General features: G+C 60.7%; 21 protein-coding genes. 12 read left to right on the top strand and 9 right to left on the bottom strand.

Going from position 1 to position 18413, the window contains the following annotated elements; genetic code table 11:
- The first annotated feature begins 13 nt into the window (after positions 1–13).
- Both INT12_RS16395 and yfcF read left to right on the top strand, forming a co-directional pair.
- A complete protein-coding gene (locus INT12_RS16395) occupies positions 14–565 on the top strand; it encodes a DUF924 family protein (RefSeq protein WP_046484530.1) in 552 nt (183 codons plus the stop codon).
- 96 nt (positions 566–661) lie between these two features.
- On the top strand, positions 662–1294 hold the full coding sequence (gene yfcF, locus INT12_RS16390; RefSeq protein WP_126585551.1) for a glutathione transferase: 633 nt from the start codon (positions 662–664) through the stop codon (positions 1292–1294).
- On the opposite strand, the gene INT12_RS16385 is transcribed toward yfcF, so the two are convergent.
- A complete protein-coding gene (locus tag INT12_RS16385) occupies positions 1269–1535 on the bottom strand; it encodes a hypothetical protein (RefSeq protein ID WP_017846521.1) in 267 nt (88 codons plus the stop codon). The genes yfcF and INT12_RS16385 overlap by 26 nt on opposite strands.
- Before the next feature lie 132 nt (positions 1536–1667).
- Between INT12_RS16385 and INT12_RS16380 the strand changes: the two genes are divergently transcribed.
- Positions 1668–2312, top strand: coding sequence for a hypothetical protein (locus INT12_RS16380; protein ID WP_026139963.1), 645 nt, complete (start codon positions 1668–1670; stop codon positions 2310–2312).
- A gap of 34 nt (positions 2313–2346) precedes the next feature.
- On the top strand, positions 2347–2688 hold the full coding sequence (locus INT12_RS16375) for a hypothetical protein (protein WP_046383680.1): 342 nt from the start codon (positions 2347–2349) through the stop codon (positions 2686–2688).
- A 39-nt stretch (positions 2689–2727) separates the two neighbouring features.
- On the opposite strand, the gene INT12_RS16370 is transcribed toward INT12_RS16375, so the two are convergent.
- Together INT12_RS16370 and INT12_RS16365 are read right to left on the bottom strand one after the other, a co-directional pair.
- Positions 2728–3474: a creatininase family protein gene (locus tag INT12_RS16370; RefSeq protein WP_017846518.1), complete on the bottom strand. Its 747-nt coding sequence runs from the start codon at positions 3472–3474 to the stop codon at positions 2728–2730.
- A 29-nt stretch (positions 3475–3503) separates the two neighbouring features.
- Positions 3504–4217 (bottom strand): murein L,D-transpeptidase catalytic domain family protein, encoded by a 714-nt coding sequence (locus INT12_RS16365; protein ID WP_017846517.1) that lies wholly within the window; start codon positions 4215–4217, stop codon positions 3504–3506.
- Between the two features lie 38 nt (positions 4218–4255).
- Here INT12_RS16365 and INT12_RS16360 point away from each other — a divergent pair, with 38 nt between their 5' ends.
- Positions 4256–5839 (top strand): L,D-transpeptidase family protein, encoded by a 1584-nt coding sequence (locus INT12_RS16360; RefSeq protein WP_017846516.1) that lies wholly within the window; start codon positions 4256–4258, stop codon positions 5837–5839.
- A gap of 25 nt (positions 5840–5864) precedes the next feature.
- The gene (dapF, locus tag INT12_RS16355; RefSeq protein ID WP_193040002.1) at positions 5865–6674 is read left to right on the top strand and encodes a diaminopimelate epimerase; all 810 of its coding nucleotides are present in this window, start codon (positions 5865–5867) and stop codon (positions 6672–6674) included.
- 66 nt (positions 6675–6740) lie between these two features.
- Here the strand turns inward: dapF and INT12_RS16350 are convergent, their stop codons facing one another.
- Positions 6741–7235 carry a DUF1543 domain-containing protein gene (locus tag INT12_RS16350; protein ID WP_017846514.1) on the bottom strand — a complete coding sequence of 165 codons (495 nt, stop codon included), beginning with the start codon at positions 7233–7235 and terminating at the stop codon, positions 6741–6743.
- Positions 7236–7340: 105 nt separating this feature from the next.
- Here INT12_RS16350 and INT12_RS16345 point away from each other — a divergent pair, with 105 nt between their 5' ends.
- Positions 7341–8162, top strand: coding sequence for an aldo/keto reductase (locus INT12_RS16345; RefSeq protein ID WP_017846513.1), 822 nt, complete (start codon positions 7341–7343; stop codon positions 8160–8162).
- Positions 8163–8192: 30 nt separating this feature from the next.
- On the opposite strand, the gene INT12_RS16340 is transcribed toward INT12_RS16345, so the two are convergent.
- From INT12_RS16340 to INT12_RS16320, 5 genes are all read right to left on the bottom strand, one after another.
- Positions 8193–8522, bottom strand: a complete 330-nt coding sequence (locus INT12_RS16340; protein WP_046383675.1) for a DUF6388 family protein — start codon at positions 8520–8522, stop codon at positions 8193–8195.
- 21 nt (positions 8523–8543) lie between these two features.
- Positions 8544–8774 carry a hypothetical protein gene (locus INT12_RS16335; RefSeq protein WP_413469017.1) on the bottom strand — a complete coding sequence of 77 codons (231 nt, stop codon included), beginning with the start codon at positions 8772–8774 and terminating at the stop codon, positions 8544–8546.
- 430 nt (positions 8775–9204) lie between these two features.
- On the bottom strand, positions 9205–10053 hold the full coding sequence (locus INT12_RS16330) for a metal-dependent hydrolase (protein ID WP_193040001.1): 849 nt from the start codon (positions 10051–10053) through the stop codon (positions 9205–9207).
- Between the two features lie 15 nt (positions 10054–10068).
- On the bottom strand, positions 10069–10959 hold the full coding sequence (locus tag INT12_RS16325) for an SDR family NAD(P)-dependent oxidoreductase (protein WP_169884707.1): 891 nt from the start codon (positions 10957–10959) through the stop codon (positions 10069–10071).
- Entirely contained in the window at positions 10956–12494 is a 1539-nt protein-coding gene (locus INT12_RS16320) for a flavin-containing monooxygenase (protein ID WP_193040000.1), read from the bottom strand. The genes INT12_RS16325 and INT12_RS16320 overlap by 4 nt, the downstream gene beginning before the upstream one ends.
- A gap of 258 nt (positions 12495–12752) precedes the next feature.
- On the opposite strand from INT12_RS16320, the gene INT12_RS16315 reads away from it, so the two are divergent.
- The 5 genes from INT12_RS16315 to INT12_RS16295 all read left to right on the top strand — a co-directional run bounded on the left by INT12_RS16315 (position 12753) and on the right by INT12_RS16295 (position 18188).
- Entirely contained in the window at positions 12753–13751 is a 999-nt protein-coding gene (locus tag INT12_RS16315) for an alpha/beta fold hydrolase (protein ID WP_169865769.1), read from the top strand.
- Between the two features lie 294 nt (positions 13752–14045).
- Positions 14046–15326, top strand: a complete 1281-nt coding sequence (locus tag INT12_RS16310) for an alkane 1-monooxygenase (RefSeq protein ID WP_104903330.1) — start codon at positions 14046–14048, stop codon at positions 15324–15326.
- Positions 15327–15461: 135 nt separating this feature from the next.
- Positions 15462–15956, top strand: coding sequence for an alkane oxidation protein activator PraA (gene praA, locus INT12_RS16305; RefSeq protein ID WP_046484504.1), 495 nt, complete (start codon positions 15462–15464; stop codon positions 15954–15956).
- A gap of 133 nt (positions 15957–16089) precedes the next feature.
- Positions 16090–16611, top strand: coding sequence for an alkane oxidation protein activator PraB (gene praB / locus INT12_RS16300; RefSeq protein WP_079444031.1), 522 nt, complete (start codon positions 16090–16092; stop codon positions 16609–16611).
- Between the two features lie 119 nt (positions 16612–16730).
- Positions 16731–18188, top strand: a complete 1458-nt coding sequence (locus INT12_RS16295; RefSeq protein ID WP_193058923.1) for an outer membrane protein transport protein — start codon at positions 16731–16733, stop codon at positions 18186–18188.
- The last annotated feature ends 225 nt before the right edge of the window (positions 18189–18413 follow it).

Below are 18413 nucleotides of genomic sequence, written 5' to 3'. Positions count from 1 at the left end.
GGAGAGGCTGATCATGAGCAAACCACACAACGACACCCCGCACGCCGTCGTCGATTTCTGGACGCAGGCCGGTCCCAAGCGTTGGTTCGCCAAGGACGCCGCGTTCGACGCGGCGTTTCGCGACACCTTCCACACCACCCATTTGCAAGCGGCGCGGCGTGAGCTGGAGGGCTGGCTGGACTCGGCGCAAGGTGCGCTGGCCTTGCTGATCCTGCTCGATCAGTACCCGCGCAACGCGTTTCGCGGTACAGCGCATATGTTTGCCACGGACCCGTTGGCGCGCTTGTATGCGCGGCGCATGGTGGATGCCGGGCTGGATCAATTGGTCGAACCGGCATTGCGTGCGTTTTGCTATCTGCCGTTTGAGCATTCCGAAGACGCGCAAGACCAGCAACGCTCCCTGCTCCTCAACCAGCAGTTGGATGCCAACACTTACCGTTGGGCCAAGGAACACGCGCGGATCATCGAACGGTTCGGGCGCTTTCCCCACCGCAATGAGGTGCTGGCCAGGACGACCACGGAGGCGGAACGGGCGTTTCTGGAGCAGGGCGGGTTTGCCGGTTGAGGCGCTATTCCGCCGGGGAATGCCCCCATAAAAACTGCGCATTGTCTTTATCGCCGCCGATCTCGTAGCGTGGGGTTTCACTCAAGGAGATCCACCATGAACCAAGCTGCGCTGCGCCTCTACGTTGATTCGCTGTTCACCAGCCCCTACGCGATGTCGGTGTTCGTCACCCTGCGCGAAAAAGGCCTGGCGTTCGACACCGTGCCCCTCGACCTCGACGCCGCGCAACACCAGACGGCGGGCTTTGCCCAACTGTCCATGACCCAACGCGTGCCGACGCTGGTGGACGGTGATTTCTCCCTGTCGGAGTCCTCGGCGATCAGCGAATACCTCGACGCGGCCTACCCCGGAACGGCGGTGTACCCGGCCGATCCGAAGCAGCGGGCGCGGGCGCGGCAGGTCCAGGCGTGGTTGCGCAGCGATTTGCTGCCGATTCGCCAGGAGCGTTCGACGTTGGTGGTGTTCTATGGGCAGAAGATGCCGCCGTTGTCGCCATTGGCCGAAGCTGCCGCCCATCGCTTGATCGGTGCGGCGCAGGTGCTGTTGGCGGGGAATCCGGCGTACTTGTTCGGGGAGTGGTCAATTGCCGATGTGGACCTGGCGGTGATGCTCAACCGCCTGATCCTCAACGGCGACCCTGTGCCGGCCGACTTGGTGAGCTATGCGCAGCGCCAATGGCAGCGGCCATCGGTGCAGGAATGGGTCAATCTGCCAAGGCCCGCGCTTTAGGCCATTCCTGCGCGACGCGTCGGTCCAGCTCTTCCCAGTCCGCCATGCCCAGCACGCGGGTGGTGTTCAAACCGCGCAGGTAACCGAGCAATTGCTGGGCGATGGCGTAGGCCTGGTCCGGGTCGGCGGCCTCGTCCAGCAGCACATCTTCATAGACAACCAGGTAATCGGCGACCCGATCGCGAAAATCCGGCAATACGGCTTCGCGGATGCGGTCGAAGGTTTTCTGGTGGGGTTTCATAGCGTGGTCCTTATAGATTTTATGTAAGCACTATTGATTCAGATAATAGTCAGCATCAGAGATTGCAAGTTCTGTTTTTTCCACAAAGGCGGAAAATCTCCCCATCAAGACGCAGTTCAAGGAAATCGCGCGATGAGGACGTTTATTCAACTGGCTTTAATGACCCTGATGATGAGCACTGTGGTCATGATCAACCCGGTAATCGCCGATGAACTGCGTGCAGGCCATTTGCTGTCACTCGGCGCTAGCGTAGACTCGCTGCGGCACGAGCAGTCAGTGGGGGTGCTGTACAGCGAAAACACGGTCGACAACCTCAGCTACCTTGAACGCTACCACGCCACAGCCTTGAATGGCGCCAGAGATGCCCTTGATGGGCGCATCCGGGCGGCGTTCGTCAACAGTTCCGACCCGGAGTTGGCGATTGACTGGTTGATGAATTCGTTGCAAGGCACGTTTTTGTCGGTGACCGTTTACGACACGCTGGATGCGCTCGTGCAGGCTCACCCCGATGTGGTGGTGATGCTCGACACCCATAACCAACTGTTGACCCCGCGTAACGACCTGGTCGAAGCGCATTTTATCGCGCGCTTCTATGACGCGGACCTGCAGTACATCGCCAAGGCCGAAGGCTCGGTGCATAAGCAAGTGCCGTCGGTGTGGACGCATGACAAGGCGGCCCCGGAGATTGCCGCGCAGATCGAGCAGCAGCGCGATGTACAGCTCGATGCCTTGAAACAATTTGATGCGTCGCTCAAGGCATTAGTCCGAGCGGGTTGATGTGAACTTTTCCTTTTATATATTCAGGATTTCTATGCGCTCTTTTTTTGCCCCGGCCCTGGCTGTCGCTTCTTTGTTACTGGCCGGTTGTGTTTCCGCTCCGAATGCTCCGACATTGACCCTGCATACCGCCAAGACCCCCGAAGGTTATATGCAATGCGTGTTGCCCAAGCTTGAAAAACACAACCTCACCTCGACCGTGACGCAGAATTCGCGCCACGCCAAGGTGGTGTTGACCAGCAAGGTTGCCGCCGATGATGTACTGGAGGCCTACAAGAGCCAGGACGGCACCAAGGTGTTCCTGTATGAGCGCAAGCCGCTCGCGTCGACCATCACGCCGTCGCGCCTGGAATTGACGGCGCAAGAGTGCAAGTAACCGCAGGCCACCCCTAACTCGGTGGGCGCGAGGGTTGGCTCAAGGGGTTGCTTCGTGGCTGAAGCTGTCGACAACCTTGACCAGCCCTTGAGCCGCCAACGCCACTAATTCAGCGCCTTTCTCCACGGTCGCCAGGGCCGGGTCCGAGCCCATGCGCCCGTCGGGGAAGCGCGCACGGAAGTCCAACGCTTCACGGATCGGTCCGGTGTTGGCGATCTGCGGCGAATAATCGGCAGACTTGATCGACTCCGGATAAGCCCACTGCGTCACGGCAATTTCCGACGGCGTGGCATGGCTGCCGTGGCCGACCGGGAACTGCCGGTGAGCCAACTCGTTGACGCCTTCCAGATCCCACCAGTTCACCAGCTTCAGCGCAAACCCGGCCGGTTGGCGGGCGAAGCTGGCGGCGGCATACAGCTCGGAAAACGCCGCTTCGATCGTGGCGATGTTGCCGCCATGGCCATTGAGAAACAGGATCTTCTCGAAACCATGCCCGGCCAGCGAACGCACCCAGTCGCCAATCGCGGCAATAAAGGTGGAAGGGCGCAGCGAAATGGTGCCGGGAAAGCCCAGGTGGTGCTGGGCCATGCCGATATTGAAGGTCGGGCCGATCAGGATGTCTGCGTGTAGCTGCGCTTGGTGGGCGATGATTTCCGGGCACATCCAGTCGGTGCCCAGCAGGCCAGTGGGGCCGTGTTGCTCATTCGAGCCGATCGGGATCACCACCGTGCGGCTGCGCTCCAGAAACTGCCCGATCTCGATCCAGGTGGACTTATGTAGAAGCATGCGACGCTCTCTTTATCGGTGGGGACAGGCTAACCGCCACGGATTGTACGACTACTCGCCACCTGTTGGGGTTTGCAGTTGAGGTAGGTCGAAGACTTCAACCAGCGCTGGTCCGGGTACCACGAGAACATGAACTGCCCATCCTTGAGTTTGTCCACCACCTGGCGCGCCACCTGCGGACGCACCGCCGGGCAGCCCTGGCTGCGGCCGATGCGGCCTTCGCGCTTGCTCCACAACGGGTTGACGTAGTCGGCGGCGTGAATCACCAGGGCACGGTCGCGCGCCTGATCATTGAAGCCTGGCTCCAGGCCGTCCATGCGCAACGAATAGCCATGGGTGCCCAGGTAACTTTCCTGGGTACGGAACAGGCCCAGGCTGGACTGGTGGCTGCCTTCACGATTGGAGAACTGGGTGGCGAAGTTTTCCCCGGACTTCGCGCCGTGGGCCACCAGGTCGCGCAGCACCAGGGTCTTTTTGCGCAAATCGAAAATCCATAGCCGACGAGCGGTCGAAGGCTGGGAATAGTCAATCACGGCCAGGCGCTCGGAACGCTCTTCACCATTATTGACCGCGCACTGCACCGCGTTCAGCGCGCTTTTGAGTACAGTGGGATTGAGTTCTGGAGCCGAGCGCGCCAGGCTGCTATACAAGGAAACAGGGTTGCCGTCGGCGGCGAGCACAACGGTGCTCAGCGTAGCCACGGTCAAGGTCATCAGGCCGAGGCGGCACATAAAAGTCAGCATCTACAGTACATCCCCCACTGTGGATTGGAGCAAAGCTATTGTTCAAAAAACACGCATGTTACTTGAGCATTTGCTTGCTCGTTGCACCGCTGGTCGCTACAGCCGACGAAGTACCGATGGGCACGTTACCGGTGATTCCAGCCAGCCCGGTCCAACAGGCCCTCGCGCAGTTGCCCAGCGTGTGCCCCAGCCTTGCGTCGCGCATCGACGCGGCGACATTGGCGCGTCTGCAGGCGTTCTATCGGCAGCAGGGCGATGTGCCGCTGTGGGTCGCCGAACGCCGCCAGGCACTGCAAGCGCAGTTGCTGATGCTGGCCGACGACGGCCTGGACCCCACCCACTATAGCCTGCCCCCGGCGAACGCCACGGACAACGTGCTGTGCAGCGATATCGGCAGCAGCGAACAGTACCTGCAAGCCCTGCAGGATTTGCATTACGGACGCCTGCAGCAATCGCGCTTCGAACCGCTGTGGCATTTCCAGCCGCCCACCCGCGACCTGGATACCGAGGTGTTGGCCTTCGCCGCCACCGGGCTGCACGACATGGCGCAAGCCTTCGACCAGGCCCGGCCCAGCACGGATTTATACCGCAGCCTGCGCAACGTCTATTCCACGCTGCGTAAGCAGCCATTACCGCATTGGGACGCGGTCGCCGGCGGGCCGCTGTTGCGCCCCGGCATGGAAGACCCGCGCGTGCCGGAACTGGCGCGGCGCCTCTACCGCGGCGGTTACCTCGCCAGCGAACCCAAGGACAACGGCAAGCAGTACCGCGACGAACTGGTCAAGGCGGTCAAGGCCTTCCAGGTCGGTCACTCATTGCAATCCGACGGCGTGATCGGCGCCGGCACCGTGGCCGAACTCAACATCAGCCCGGCGGTGCGCCGCGAGCAGTTGCGCATCAACCTGGAGCGCTTCCGCTGGCTGAGCCAGGACCTGGAGCCCGAAGGCGTGGTGGTCAACGTCGCCGCCGCGCAATTGAGTGTCTATCAGAGTGGCATCCCTGTGTGGCAAACCCGCTTGCAGGTCGGCCGCGCCGAACGCCAGACACCGCTGCTCAAATCACGCATCAACCGGTTGACCCTCAACCCGACCTGGACCGTGCCGCCCACCATCATGCGCGAGGACAAACTCCCGGCCATCCGCCTCAACCCCGAATACCTGCGCCAGCAGAACCTGCAAGTGCTCGACCCCGAAGGCCGCCCGCTGGCCCCCGAACACATTGACTGGGCCCGCCCCGGCAACATCCTGCTGCGCCAGGGAGCCGGCCCGCGCAACCCGCTGGGCAAGATCGTGCTGCGTTTCCCCAACCCGTACTCGGTGTACCTGCACGACACGCCCAGCCAACCGCTGTTCACCAAAGGCCCGCGTGCGTTCAGCTCGGGTTGTGTGCGGGTCGAACAACCGTTGTTGCTGCGCGACCTGCTGGTGAGCCCGGCGGAGCGCGTTCGCACCGATGAATTGCTGGCCACCGGCGTGACCCATGAATTCCGCCTGGCGACGCCGGTGCCGGTGTTGCTCGGGTACTGGACCGTGGAAGTGGATCGCCAGGGTGAGTTGGTGTATGCGCCCGATATCTACGGGCGCGACCCCGTGTTGATGAAAGCCATGGGGAGCGTGCTCTGATTTGTCACCGCCCACAGCACACGCCATGACGCTGCCTTTCGTGAAGATGCACGCCCACGGCGACGACTTCCTCATCATCGATCGCCGTGGTCTGGATGATCCGATCAGCGCGCAGGTCGCTCGCCGTCTCGGCAATCGTCACACCGGCATCGGCTTCAATCAGTTGGCGGTGGTGCTCGATTGCGCAGACGCTGCCGCACGGGTCAGATTCTGGAACCCCAATGGCACGCCCCTGCAAACCTGCGGCAGCGCTACGCGCGGTGTGGCCGAGCGGCTGATGCATGAAGCCGGCACCGATTCCATCGTGCTGCGTACCGACCGCGGTTTGCTGACCTGTGTGCGTGAGTCGGGGCAGCGGGTGTCGGTGAATATGGGCGCGCCATCGCTGGGCTGGGCCGCGGTGCCACTGGCCGAGTCGATGGACACACTGTACTTGCCCCTCGAAGGCGACCCGGCGGCGTGCAGCATGGGCAACCCCCATTGCACCTTCTTTGTCGCAGACCTCGGCGCTGTCGACGTGGCAACCCTGGGCCCGGCCCTGGAAACCCACGTGCTGTTCCCCGCCAGGACCAATGTGCATTTTGTCCAGGTCATCGATCGCGGGCATATTCGCCTGCGGATCTGGGAGCGCGGCGGCGGCGTGCCGCTCGGGTCCGGCTCGTGCTGCTGCGGCGCGGTGGTGAATGGGATTCGCCGCGGCTTGCTCGACGACCGCGTCGAGGTGCAATGCGACGGCGGCACAGTCACCGTGCAGTGGGACGGGCAGGGCGGCGTGGTGTTGACCGGGAGCGTGGAGCCGATCATGCAGGGCATCGTCTATGTGCCCATAGGGTAAATTGAGTTCCGGCAGCGGTTCATCCGGTGCCGGCGGTTGAGCGTCGGCGGAGCGGGTAAAGCCGGTTCACCCCAGCACAATGTAGTCGTTCTGCTGGAGCACCGGCCGGTGCGGGGCTTGGACGAGGTGAAGGTAACGGCCGTCGACCAGATCGATGGGCAGGCAGTCGTCGATGTCCAGCACGCCGTCGGTGTGGGCCTGTGACCAGTGACGCAGCAGCTGTTGCTTGCCTTTGCCCGTCGCTTCCTTTTTGTCGCGGGCAACCACCAGCAGGTAGTGATGCGCCTCGCCAAAGCGGTTGGTCTCATAGCCGCCCAGGTTGATGAAGTACAGGTGCGGCGCGCCGGCCTGGGGCGCCAGGTGGCTGAGTTCGACTTTCCAACCGTCGACGCCATCGACCGCCATCCACGAATCGATATGCACGCCCTTGGGGCTGCCAAACCAGGCATCGCGTAACTGTGGGTAGGTGGCTTCCAGCGTATCCGCCACGGCGAATACCACGTCATGGACTTCGATCCTGGCCCGTGGGTGCTTGCCCCCGAGCATCACGACAAACAGCATTGCAGGCCCTTCCGGCGATTTGGCAAAAGGCAACCATACTTCGATTGAACCCGTTTGTCCGGTGAATGCCACACTGTTAACCCGCGAACGCATCAGGAGATTGTCATGCGAACCATCGATCTGGCCGGTGTTCCGGTCCCTGTCATCGGCCAGGGTACCTGGCGCATGGGCGAAGACCCGGACCGGCGCCGCGCCGAAGTCGCGGCGTTGCAGTGCGGTATCGACGAGGGCATGACCTTGATCGACACCGCCGAAATGTACGGCGAAGGCGGCGCCGAAAGCGTGGTCGGCGAGGCCATTCGCGGCAAGCGCGAGCAGGTGTTCCTGGTGAGCAAGGTCTACCCCCGCAACGCCAGCCGCCGGGGCGTACCGCGCGCGTGCGATGCCAGCCTCCAGCGCCTGGGCACCGATTACATTGACCTGTACCTGCTGCACTGGCGCGGTCAGTACCCGCTGGCAGAAACCGTCGAGGCATTCGAGCGCTTGCGCGAAGCCGGCAAGATCGGCCGCTGGGGTGTTTCCAACTTCGATGTGGCCGACCTGCAGGAACTTGCGTCACCGGCCTGCGCCACCAACCAGGTGCTCTACAACATCCAGGAGCGCGGCATCGAATTCGACCTGCTGCCGTGGTGGCAACAACATCACTTGCCGTTGATGGCTTACTGTCCGATCGCGCAAGGCGGCGAATTACTGTCCAGCCCGACCCTCAAGCAGATCGCCCATCGGCATCAGGCGACGCCCGCGCAGGTCGCGCTGGCCTGGGTAGTGCGTCAGGACGGGATGATCGCCATCCCCAAGGCCGTCACGCAAGAGCATGTGCGGCTTAACGCTGCGGCCGCTCAACTGGTGCTGGACGAACACGACCTCGACGCCATCGACCGGGTGTTCGGAGCGCCCAAGCGCAAGCATCCGTTGGCGATGGTGTGAGGCGATAAAACCAGCATGGGGCGTGCCGCGTCAGCCGCTCACGCCATGCAACTCGCAGTATTCGTCCCAGCTCATCCCCGCCATCTGCGCCACTTCCTTATGCACTTCGAGGCGTTGCGCTTCGAATGCCTGGGCGGATTCGGCCGTCAGCTTGAGGGTCAGCTCCCAGGCAAACAGCCCCAGGCGCTCGGCTTCGGCTTCGAACGCCTCATGCAGGCGTTCGGCGCGGTATTGCGCAAGGGTTTCGCCTTTGGCCTGGGCGGCCAGCGGGTTCAGAGTGTCCAGTTGGGTGAGGACATCCGGGTGTGCCTGCAGAAATCGGTCCAGCGCGAGTTGATGGGTATCGCCGGGTTGGGACACAGGTGGGTTCCTCGAAAAAAGTCAGGCATCTGCGCCGGTGTCTTGGCAAGCCTGTCTACGCCGGGCGCGTTTGCGCATGCGGCGGTGTATCCGGGTGCGTATGGGGTCGAGGACGAAAAGTAACAGGTACGCGGTCAGCACCAGCGTCAGGTCGATCCAGGTTTCGCTGATCGGCCCTAAAAACAGCTCCATAACCGCCTTGGCCAGGTAGAGCAAAGCAACCCCACATAACCACAGCAGTGCGTTAAACATCAGTGGGTGCATAGTATTAGACCGTTTGTGTTGCATCTCAAGCCAAGCTCCTTGCTGCTGGCGATTTCAGCGTGTTCCCCTTGCTGCGCGATCCGGGAACCCTGAAAAAGTCGCAGATATCACATCTTGAAACAGGTTTAGGGACTGGTTCTTATCAGAAAGTTCCATCGCTAAAGCGCAAGCGCGCACATGAGCGTGCTGAGGGACCTGAAAAATCAACTGGGCGACCGCAACGGCTTTTCGCGCCGCGCCTAGTCATGTGTGGCGTTGGCCGGTGTGTTCCCGGCCCTGTCTTCGAGGGGCTGCGCGCCGGCCGTGAGGGCGCGCTGTGTGTTATTCGGCGTCAGCGGCGTGCGCCTCGACGCCGACCCGAGCACCCACGGCGATCACGGTGGTCGTGGTGCTGTACCAGGTTGCGTGCGCGGCGGGTCTAGGCTTGGGCCGATCGGTATTCGCGCTGGGTCTGTTCGATCTCTTCGACCAAGCCCTCGATCCTCGCCAGGCGCGCACGGTTGTCGTGGTCCCACGGATGAAAGCCCGGCTTGAAGTAGTGCAGCCACGGCCGCAGCATCCGCGGGAACACGCCCTTGGGTCCATACAAAAACTTGAGCATGCGCCAGAACCCTTGCACATGCCCGCCGGCCTTGCGGTCGGCAATCAGCAGGCGCAGGTGGAAGTCGAACACCACCAGCCAGAAGAGCAACGTCGTGGTCAGCATGCTCCCGGTGCGCAGCAGGTAGCGCAGGGGGCCCGGCTTGATCACGCGGTTCCACACGTCAAACGCCACCGCCTTGTGCTCGGTTTCTTCGAGGGCATGCCAGTACCACATCTGCTGGTAGCCCTTGAGTGAATCGCCGAAGCGCGAAGGGTCGCTCAGGAGGATTTCCGCGAGCATCGCGGTGTAATGCTCCAGGGCGATGGTCACCGCCAGGTTGAACGCCGGCGGCAGGTGTTTTTTCTGCAGGTCGAGGAAGAATTTCAGGCGCCGGTCCAGGCGATGTGCCGGCAGGCCTGCGGCTTGCAGCAAGTCGTTATAGGCGAGGTGTTCGCGGCTGTGCATGGCCTCCTGGCCGATAAAACCCTGGATCTCCTGTTTCAGCGCCGGGTCATCGATGCATTGGCGGTAGTGGCGCACGCTGTCCATGAAAAACAGCTCGCCCTGGGGAAACAGCAACGACAACGCATTGAAAAAATGCGTGATGAACGGACCTTGTTCGTGCCAGTCCTTGATGCGTTCGGCCGGCAAGGCAAAGCGGATATCGCGACGGATTGGTAGCATGGGGCTTGCTCCTGTTCAGAGACGGCTCTCGTCATTGCTGTCAAACAGCGGCGTTGGGCGTTTGGGGGCCATGCGCTTGCTGGCGAACACCACCAGCGCTTGATAGGCCGCCGGCAGGCAGCGGGTGAGCAGGTCGAGAACATACGCATCGCGGCCGATGAGCACGCGGCGTTTGTTTTTGCGCACGCCCTGCAGGATCACTTTGGCGGCCTGGTCGGCGTCGGTGATGAACAGCTTTTCGAAATCTGCGCGGGCCTGCTGTTCGCTGTGGATCAAAAAGCCGGTCATGTTGGCGTCGATGCGGCTGCTACGGCAGATATCGGTGCGGATGCCGCCGGGGTGGACACAACTGGCCGAGACGCCGCAACGTTGCAGGTCCAACTCCTGGCGCAGGGCTTCGGTAAAGCCGCGCACCGCGAATTTGCTGGCGTTGTAGCCGCTCATGCCGGGCTGGGCAAACAGCCCGAACACGCTGGACGTGTTGACCACATGGCCGTCGCCGCTGGCCTTGAGATACGGCAGGAAGGCCTTGGTCCCGTACACCACGCCCCAGAAGTTGATGCCGATGATCCATTCCAGATCGCTGTAGTCCACGCCTTCGACGGTGCTCGACAGCGCCACTCCGGCGTTGTTGAAGATCAGGTTGACCTGGCCGTGCTCGGCAGCGCAGCGCGCCGCCCAGTCTTGCATGGCGTGCCGGTCGGACACATCCAGCACCTGGGTGGTCACCCGCACTGGCGCCAGGGTGGCGGTTTGAATCAACGCCACGGTCTGTTCCAGGCCTTGGCTGTTCTTGTCCGCCAGCGCCAGGTGGCAACCTTCGCGTGCCAGGGCCAGGGCCAATGCGCGGCCCATGCCGGATGCCGCGCCGGTGATCGCCGCCACGCGGCCATTGAATGACTTCATGACAGGCTCCCTTCTGCGGTGGAATGTGGCGCAGCCATTGCGCGGGGCGCCGCGTCAATCGGTGCCATGCTGGCGACATAATCCTTGAGCGCAAAATGCCGGGTGATCTGCTTGAAGCGCCAGGTCGAGCCGGGCCACAGGGTGGTGTTCTTGCCAGTGCGAGGGTCGAGGTACCAGCTCCGGCAGCCGCCGGTGTTCCAGATGGTGCGCGTGAGTTTGTCCTGCAATTGGTGGTTGTAGGCTTGTTCCACCGCGGGTTTGACCTCCACCGTGGCAATGCGGTGGCGCTGCATTTGTTGCAGCGCATCGAGGATGTAAGCGACCTGGGCTTCGATCATCAGGATCATCGAGTTATGCCCCAAGCCGGTGTTGGGGCCGATGATCAGGAACAGGTTCGGGTAGCCCGGCACCGTGCTGCCTTTGTAGGCATGGGCGCCATCGTGCCAGGCGTCCATCAGGTCGACGCCGTGACGCCCGATGATGCAGTCGCGGGGCAGCGGGTCGGTGGCCTGGAACCCGGTGCCGAAGATCAGGCAATCGGCCGGGTGCTTGACGCCGTCGGCGGTGATCACGCCATCGGCTTCGATGCGCAGCACGCTGTCGGTCACCACCTGCACATTGCTGCGCGACAACGCTGGGTAATAGTCGTTGGAGATCAGCACGCGCTTGCAGCCGAGGATGTAGTCCGGCGTCAGCGCCTTGCGCAGGGCAGGGCGGGTGACGTGTTTGTGCAAGTGGCGCAGGGCGACTTTCTGCACCATCTTCATCAGCCGTGGGTGCCGGGCAAAGCCCACCACGCGGCCTTCCAGCGCCCAATACAAGGCGCCGCGCACCAGCCGTTGGGTGAAGGGCAGGTGCTTGAATGCCCAGCGCTCAACGCGGGAAATCGCTCGGTCGGGCTTGGGCATGATCCATGGCGGGGTGCGCTGGAACAGGTCCAAATGAGCGACCTGCGGCGCGATCTGCGGCACGAACTGAATGGCACTGGCGCCGGTGCCGATCACCGCCACGCGCTTGCCCTTCAGGGTATAGGCGTGGTCCCACTGCTGGGAGTGAAAGCGCTGGCCCTTGAAGCTGTCCAGCCCCGGGATATCCGGCAGCGCCGGGCGCGACAAGCCGCCCATGCCCGACACCAGCACCCGCGCGCTGACCTGGCGCCCGTTGCTGAAGCTCAGTTGCCAGCGTTGTTGCTGCTCATCAAACACCGCACGTTGCAGGCCCATGCCGAAGCGCAGATACGGCGCCAGCGCGAAACGTCGGGCGCATTGCTCCAGGTAGGCGCGGATCTCCGCTTGCGCGGCGAATTGGCGGGTCCAGTGCGGGTTGGGCGCAAACGAAAACGAATAGACGTGGGACTGCACATCGCAGGCGCAGCCAGGGTAGTGGTTGTCGCGCCAGGTGCCGCCGAGTGTCTCGGCCTGTTCGGCGATAAAGAAGTCGCTAAAGCCGGCTTCCTTGAGCTTGATCGCCATGCACAGGCCGGCGAAGCCTGAGCCGATGATGGCGATGTCGATGGAGTCACTGTGGGCATTCATAGGCGGGCCTGCGTGGGCATCGGATGTGCTCCTGTTTTTGTTTTGTCTTTTTAGATAGAACACCATTGCAAAGGAAAATTGAATTACTTATTTTAAAAAAGATTTTAAATAATCTACCTGAAAATATCGCCTAGGCTAGTCCCTGGCTCCTCATGTGCGACGGTATGCACGAAGTTTAGGTCCAGGGTGTGGGCGATGGCTGAGGCCTTGATCAATTCCGGTCGGGCGGTCGGCAGCAGGGAAGCAGAGGACCGAGCTATGGCTGTCGAATGGGTTATTGCTGCGGGTGTGCTGGTCGGTGCGAGCGTGGTGGCTTGGGGCTTCAGTGCCTGGATGACACGGCGCATCGAAGCGGCCGTTCCAAGTAACGGGCGCTTTGTGGACGTCGATGGCGAGCGCTTTCATTATCTCGACGAGGGCAAGGGCCCACCGCTGGTGATGATTCACGGGCTGATGGGCAGCAGTCGCAACCTGACCTACGCCTTGTCGGGGCAGTTGCGCGAGCATTTCCGGGTCATCACGCTCGACCGGCCTGGCTCGGGCTATTCGACCCGGCATCCGGGCACGGCGGCGGACCTGCCGGCCCAGGCCCGGCAAATCGCGGCTTTTATCCAGGCGCTGGGCCTGGATCGACCGCTGGTGCTGGGGCATTCCCTCGGCGGCGCGGTGGCCCTGGCGCTGGCCCTCGACCATCCCCACGCGGTCTCCGGGTTGATCCTGGTGGCACCGCTGACCCATCCCCAGCGCCTGTTGCCGCTGGTGTTCCTGTCATTGGCGGTGCGTCCGGCGTGGCTGCGTCGCTGGCTGTCGCACACGCTGACGATGCCGATCGGCCTGCTGACCAAAGGCTCGGTGGTCAAGGGCGTATTTGCCCCCGACCCCGCGCCAGCGGACTTCGCCACACGCGGCGGCGGGCTGCTCGGCATGCGCCCGGCCAACTTCTATGCGGCCTCCACCGAGATCAACCAGGTCAACGATCACCTGCCGGGCATGGTCAAGCGCTACCCGCAACTGACCCTGCCCATCGGCCTGATCTACGGCGCAAAGGACAAGGTGCTGGACTTTCAAAAGCACGGCCAGGCCCTCGCGAGCCGGGTGCCCGGCCTCAAGCTGCAACTGGTGGAGGGGCGCGGCCATATGTTGCCGATCACCGCGACGGAGCGTGTTGTGGCGGTGGTGGAACAGGTGGCCAAACGGGCCCGATCACCGCAAAACACCACCGTCCTGCATCCACCGTTGGCCCTGGCGAACAAATAATCGGGCCATCCGAGTCGCGGCACAACGGCGTCAATGCGCGCTCTAGACACCTGACCAGCCAGCTGAAAAAGAGACTGCTCGGTCACGCAAAAAAGGGCTCGATAAACTAGTTGACGACCTAACGATTCCGCGTTATTTATTTAAAAAAATATTTCAATGTTTGTTTTGAAATGATTTTTGAAATGCCTAAGAGCGAATAACAATGAAAAAAACGTCTTTTATCGCATGGTTGATTTCCCGGAGCCTTCCGCGCTCCTCGAACCTGTTTTGCACCTGCCTCGTCCGGAGGTTGCCATGAATCAGACCCTGGCCACCCCGCAGGTCTGGGCCGACGGCAAACGCCACCTGTGGTGGCTCGGCATCCTGCCCCTGGCAACGCCTTTACTCTCCGGCACACTGGCAATCACCAGCGGCGTGCAACAACTGTGGTGGGTTGGCGTATTGGTGATCTTCGGCCTCATCCCGCTGATCGATGGCCTGTTGGGCGAAGACGTGAGTAACCCGCCCGAGTCCGCCGTCAACCACCTCGAATCGCAACGCTACTACCGCTGGATCATCTACACCGGCGTGCTGTTCGTCATCGCTTCGGTGGTGATCACCGGTTGGCTGGCGGCCGGTGGTATCGACTGGATCATCAACGGCGGTTTGCTCCAGGCCACCGCCGCGCTGGAACCTTCGAGCTGGCTGGCGAAAACGGCCGCCTATCTCACCTCGCGCACCCAACTGCACGGCCAGGTCAGTGCGTTCACGTACCTGGGCATGGCCATGTCCACGGGCGCGGCGACTGGCATCGCGATCAACACCGCCCACGAGCTGGGGCACAAACCCAAGCCGCTGGAAGTGTTCCTGGCCAAAGTCACTTTGGCGCCGACGTTCTACGGGCACTTCTATACCGAACACAACCGGGGCCATCACGTCCGTGTCGCCACCCCGGAAGATCCGGCCAGCTCGCGGCTAGGGGAAAGTTTCTGGGCTTTCCTGCCGCGCTCGGTGTGGTTCAGCGCACGCTCGGCGTGGAACCTGGAGCGCGAACGCCTGCGCAAACTCGGCCTGCCGGCCTGGCACTGGAAAAACGCCGTGCTCAGCGCCTGGCTGTACAGCGTGGTGTTGTGGGGCGCGATGATTGCCTGGTTGGGGGCGGCGGTGATTCCGTTCCTGATCATCCAGGGCATCTACGGCTTCTCGCTGCTGGAAGTGGTGAACTACGTCGAACACTACGGCCTTAAACGCCAGAAGTTGCCCAACGGTCGTTATGAGCGTTGCTCGCCGCGACACTCGTGGAACAGTAACCGGATCGTGACCAATATCTTTCTGTTCCAACTGCAACGGCACTCCGATCATCACGCCAATCCGACGCGCAGTTATCAATCGTTGCGTCACTTCGATGAATCGCCGCAACTTCCCTACGGTTATGCAAGCATGATTGTCTGGGCTTACGTGCCGTATTTGTGGCGACGACGGATGGACCATCGGGTGCTCAGGCATTATGCCGGGGATATCACCCTGACCAATCTTCAACCGTCCAAGCGTTTGCACTATCTGAAACAATACGGCGGCAATAGCAAAACGTTCTGAGATGAACTGAAAAAGTTACCTGGCGTGCTCGGGATCTTTGTATCGCGCGGTTTCTTATCGCCCAGCGTTTATCGATTTCATTGCAAGAGAGTTGTTTGACCCCACAAAAATAAAAGCAAGGGAAGGACGTTCACCATGCAAACACCTGCCAAGTTCACTGCCCATATCTTATTGGCGGCATTGGGTCTGATTGTCTATCAGCAAGCCCAGGCTGCCCGTATTGAACCTGCCGGCAGTGCGTTTACTGCCCAAGGGCCCATCAGTTTTTCCAAAGGCAAGCTGATCAGTGCCGACTGCACCATCAAGGTGGCGGGCAAGGTTGCCGCCGACGGTTCGTCCGTCAATGTCGACAAGGTCGAATTCGACGGCGGCCTCAAGTGCAGCCGGGTCGAAGCGATCAACCTGCCGTGGATCTTGGTGGCCAAAGACACCCAAAGCGGCTCGATGTCGAAGATCAGCGTGGACGTCCACGCCTTCGGCCTGGGCGGCAAGTGCGGCCCCTCCACGGCCGACGGCACCTGGGATAACGCCACCGGCAAGTTGGAAGCCGCCAATGTACCGATTGGCGAAGACTGCAAGATCAAGACGGTGTCGATCAAGATGCCGGCCAACTTCAAAGTTGTCGAATAGATATATCCGATAGTTGCAGCGGTAATTGAATTGAAATTTGGCTGGAAAGGGAAGTTCTGCAGTTTCTCCGTGACCTCTCGTTCATGGCCATTACCCCTGGCGAATGACTCGCCATAACATGTGAGGAAAAATAATGAAAAGTTTGAAAACTCTCGTGTCGTTGTCTGCTTTGGCCGTGTGCATGGGTGCGGCCTCGATGGCTAATGCTGTCAGCATTAGCCCAGATGGAGCTTTCAGTACCTCCAGCGGTACTATTGTAGTGAAGTCGCCATCTTCATTTGGTGCTGCAGTGACTTGCGGTATTACCTTTAAAGGGAACGTTACATCTGGCGTGGCGACCATCAACGACGCGAAGCTCACCGGTGGGGGGCTTTGCGATTTGCCGGTACTGAAGAATATCCCCACCCCTGGCTGGGTATTGACTGCCACTAGTCTTTCGGGCGGCACAGTAACCAACGTTGGCTACACCATCACCAAGCCACTGATTCCGCTAACTGATTGCGGCCCTGACACTATCAACGTGACTTGGAACAACAGTACTCACGCATTGACCGCAAACAACCAGACGTTGACTGGCCACACATCCGGCACTAGTCCGAACTGCGTTGTGCAGTCTCTGACTGTGACGGCGCCAAGTCTGACCATTGTTCCTTGATGCAGTAACTCCATAAAGGGCTGATCACCCGTAGAAAGTGGGTGCCTTTTACCGGGCACCTACCGGGCGGTGACGCAAAGGCAACGCGTAGAGCGGCAGATAATAATAAGGATTGGAGCATGAATAATAAGAAACAACAGGTGCGGGTGACCGCTGGGTTTGCTCTTCTGAGCAGCTTGATCGTGGCCGGCTCTGTTCAGGCCGGTGGCTTTTCAACTCCAACTTATGGTGCTCCCGGCTGGGGGAGAGCGTTCGGGGGTGGTTCGTTGTTCAAAAATGACCCCAGTTCGGCGTACAACAACCCCGCCGCGATGGCGTTTGTGGACCAGAACGTCGCACAAATGACGGTCGACTACGCGCGCATCAAAATCAAATATAAGGGCGCGGCTAATGATTATCTGGGTAACCCTGTCTCGAACAGTCCAATAGGTGCGGATGGTTTCCCTGACCTTTCATCGCCAACGGTCAACAACAATGATGGTGGCGAGGGTGGTTTCACTGCCTGGTTGCCGACCGGGTTCATGGTGATGCCCCTGGGGGACCGGTTCGCTTTTGGCTTGAGCCAAGTGGTGCCACAAGGGATGCGCTCAACTTGGGACGAAGACTCCAAACTTCGCGATTTTGCTGTAGACACCAAGATCGAAACCGTGGGATTGACCGGTTCGCTTTCGTTCAAAGTCAATGATCAGTTCGCCATCGGCGGTGGGCTTATTGTTCAACACAGTAAAGGGTTTGTGAGTCAGAACATCGATTTGTTGGCGGCTGCTGCCAACTCCCAGGACCCATTACTGGGCAGTATTGATTTGCCGGCAGGTGTCGGAGGCGCGCTGATACGGGTCAAGGTCGACAATATCTCCACCGGCTGGTTTACCGGTATTACCTGGCAACCCACTGACCAAGACACCTTGAGCCTGAACTATCACGCCAAGATCAAGAACAAGATGACGGGCAAGTACAACATTCGTTCAGACTCGTACAGCTATGCCCTGATGACTCAACCGAACCCGTTCACTGGCACTGGCACGCTGGTTGGGTCGGCTTATCCTGGGCTGGCGTTGTACCCGGATGGCGCACATGCCAGTACCCAACTGGATATTCCCGCGACTGCGGGCTTTGACTGGGTGCATCAGTTCAATGACCGATTCACCTTGGGCGCAAGTGTGAACTGGACGCAGTGGTCGTCGTTCAAGGACCTCACGCTCAAGTCCGGCGATATCACCATCGTCTCGATCCCCTACAACTACAAGGACTCGTGGATGTACTCCCTCGGCGGCGACTTCCGTGCCACCGATGAACTGACGCTGCGTGCCGGTGTGGCCCTTGACCAGACACCAACCCGCAACTCGACCCGTGACCCCCGTATCCCGGATGGTGATCGTACGTTCTTGTCGTTCGGTGCGGGTTACGAGGTAAAGGCTGTAAAGGGCTTGAGTCTTGACTTGGCGTATTCCCATCAGTTCGTGCAGGAAGTGAAGCTGAAAACCAAAAACGTTGACCGCTTGGGTGGCGCCAGCCTGGACGGCAAGGCTGAGTCGTCAGGCGATGTGGTCAGCGTATCGGCCACCTACAAGTTTTAACAGATATCGAGGGCTATGGAGGAAGGCACTAAGCGCATCTGAATGCCTTCTTCCTGCTGTTTGCCCTCATTTACGGGTCGCCATGTGACCTATTCCGATTTTCGTATTCGTGACCCCGGCTGACGTGCTCAGCCCAGTATTTTTTTGCCCATGAGTTAAATAAAAATTTCAAAACATAATTTGAATCTGACTTTCCAAATTTGTAGTTTTTCCTTACGCCGCAGT

Origin of the sequence: Pseudomonas sp. K8, from assembly GCF_014889455.1 — a bacterium.
Taxonomy (GTDB): Bacteria; Pseudomonadota; Gammaproteobacteria; order Pseudomonadales; family Pseudomonadaceae; genus Aquipseudomonas; species Aquipseudomonas veronii.
The sequence above is the reverse complement of the archived record's forward strand: the minus strand, read 5'-3'. Positions and strand labels throughout refer to the sequence as shown.

Coding starts and splice junctions, on each gene's coding strand:
- INT12_RS16370 (WP_017846518.1), bottom strand. CDS start 3,474: ATGCTTCTACATAAGTCCACCTGGATCGAGATCGGGCAGTTTCTGGAG.
- INT12_RS16375 (WP_046383680.1), top strand. CDS start 2,347: ATGCGCTCTTTTTTTGCCCCGGCCCTGGCTGTCGCTTCTTTGTTACTG.
- INT12_RS16330 (WP_193040001.1), bottom strand. CDS start 10,053: ATGCTACCAATCCGTCGCGATATCCGCTTTGCCTTGCCGGCCGAACGC.
- INT12_RS16315 (WP_169865769.1), top strand. CDS start 12,753: ATGGCTGTCGAATGGGTTATTGCTGCGGGTGTGCTGGTCGGTGCGAGC.
- praA (WP_046484504.1), top strand. CDS start 15,462: ATGCAAACACCTGCCAAGTTCACTGCCCATATCTTATTGGCGGCATTG.
- INT12_RS16325 (WP_169884707.1), bottom strand. CDS start 10,959: ATGAAGTCATTCAATGGCCGCGTGGCGGCGATCACCGGCGCGGCATCC.
- praB (WP_079444031.1), top strand. CDS start 16,090: ATGAAAAGTTTGAAAACTCTCGTGTCGTTGTCTGCTTTGGCCGTGTGC.
- INT12_RS16365 (WP_017846517.1), bottom strand. CDS start 4,217: ATGCTGACTTTTATGTGCCGCCTCGGCCTGATGACCTTGACCGTGGCT.
- INT12_RS16345 (WP_017846513.1), top strand. CDS start 7,341: ATGCGAACCATCGATCTGGCCGGTGTTCCGGTCCCTGTCATCGGCCAG.
- INT12_RS16320 (WP_193040000.1), bottom strand. CDS start 12,494: ATGAATGCCCACAGTGACTCCATCGACATCGCCATCATCGGCTCAGGC.
- INT12_RS16350 (WP_017846514.1), bottom strand. CDS start 7,235: ATGCTGTTTGTCGTGATGCTCGGGGGCAAGCACCCACGGGCCAGGATC.
- INT12_RS16395 (WP_046484530.1), top strand. CDS start 14: ATGAGCAAACCACACAACGACACCCCGCACGCCGTCGTCGATTTCTGG.
- INT12_RS16335 (WP_413469017.1), bottom strand. CDS start 8,774: ATGTTTAACGCACTGCTGTGGTTATGTGGGGTTGCTTTGCTCTACCTG.
- INT12_RS16295 (WP_193058923.1), top strand. CDS start 16,731: ATGAATAATAAGAAACAACAGGTGCGGGTGACCGCTGGGTTTGCTCTT.
- INT12_RS16310 (WP_104903330.1), top strand. CDS start 14,046: ATGAATCAGACCCTGGCCACCCCGCAGGTCTGGGCCGACGGCAAACGC.
- INT12_RS16380 (WP_026139963.1), top strand. CDS start 1,668: ATGAGGACGTTTATTCAACTGGCTTTAATGACCCTGATGATGAGCACT.
- yfcF (WP_126585551.1), top strand. CDS start 662: ATGAACCAAGCTGCGCTGCGCCTCTACGTTGATTCGCTGTTCACCAGC.
- dapF (WP_193040002.1), top strand. CDS start 5,865: ATGACGCTGCCTTTCGTGAAGATGCACGCCCACGGCGACGACTTCCTC.
- INT12_RS16385 (WP_017846521.1), bottom strand. CDS start 1,535: ATGAAACCCCACCAGAAAACCTTCGACCGCATCCGCGAAGCCGTATTG.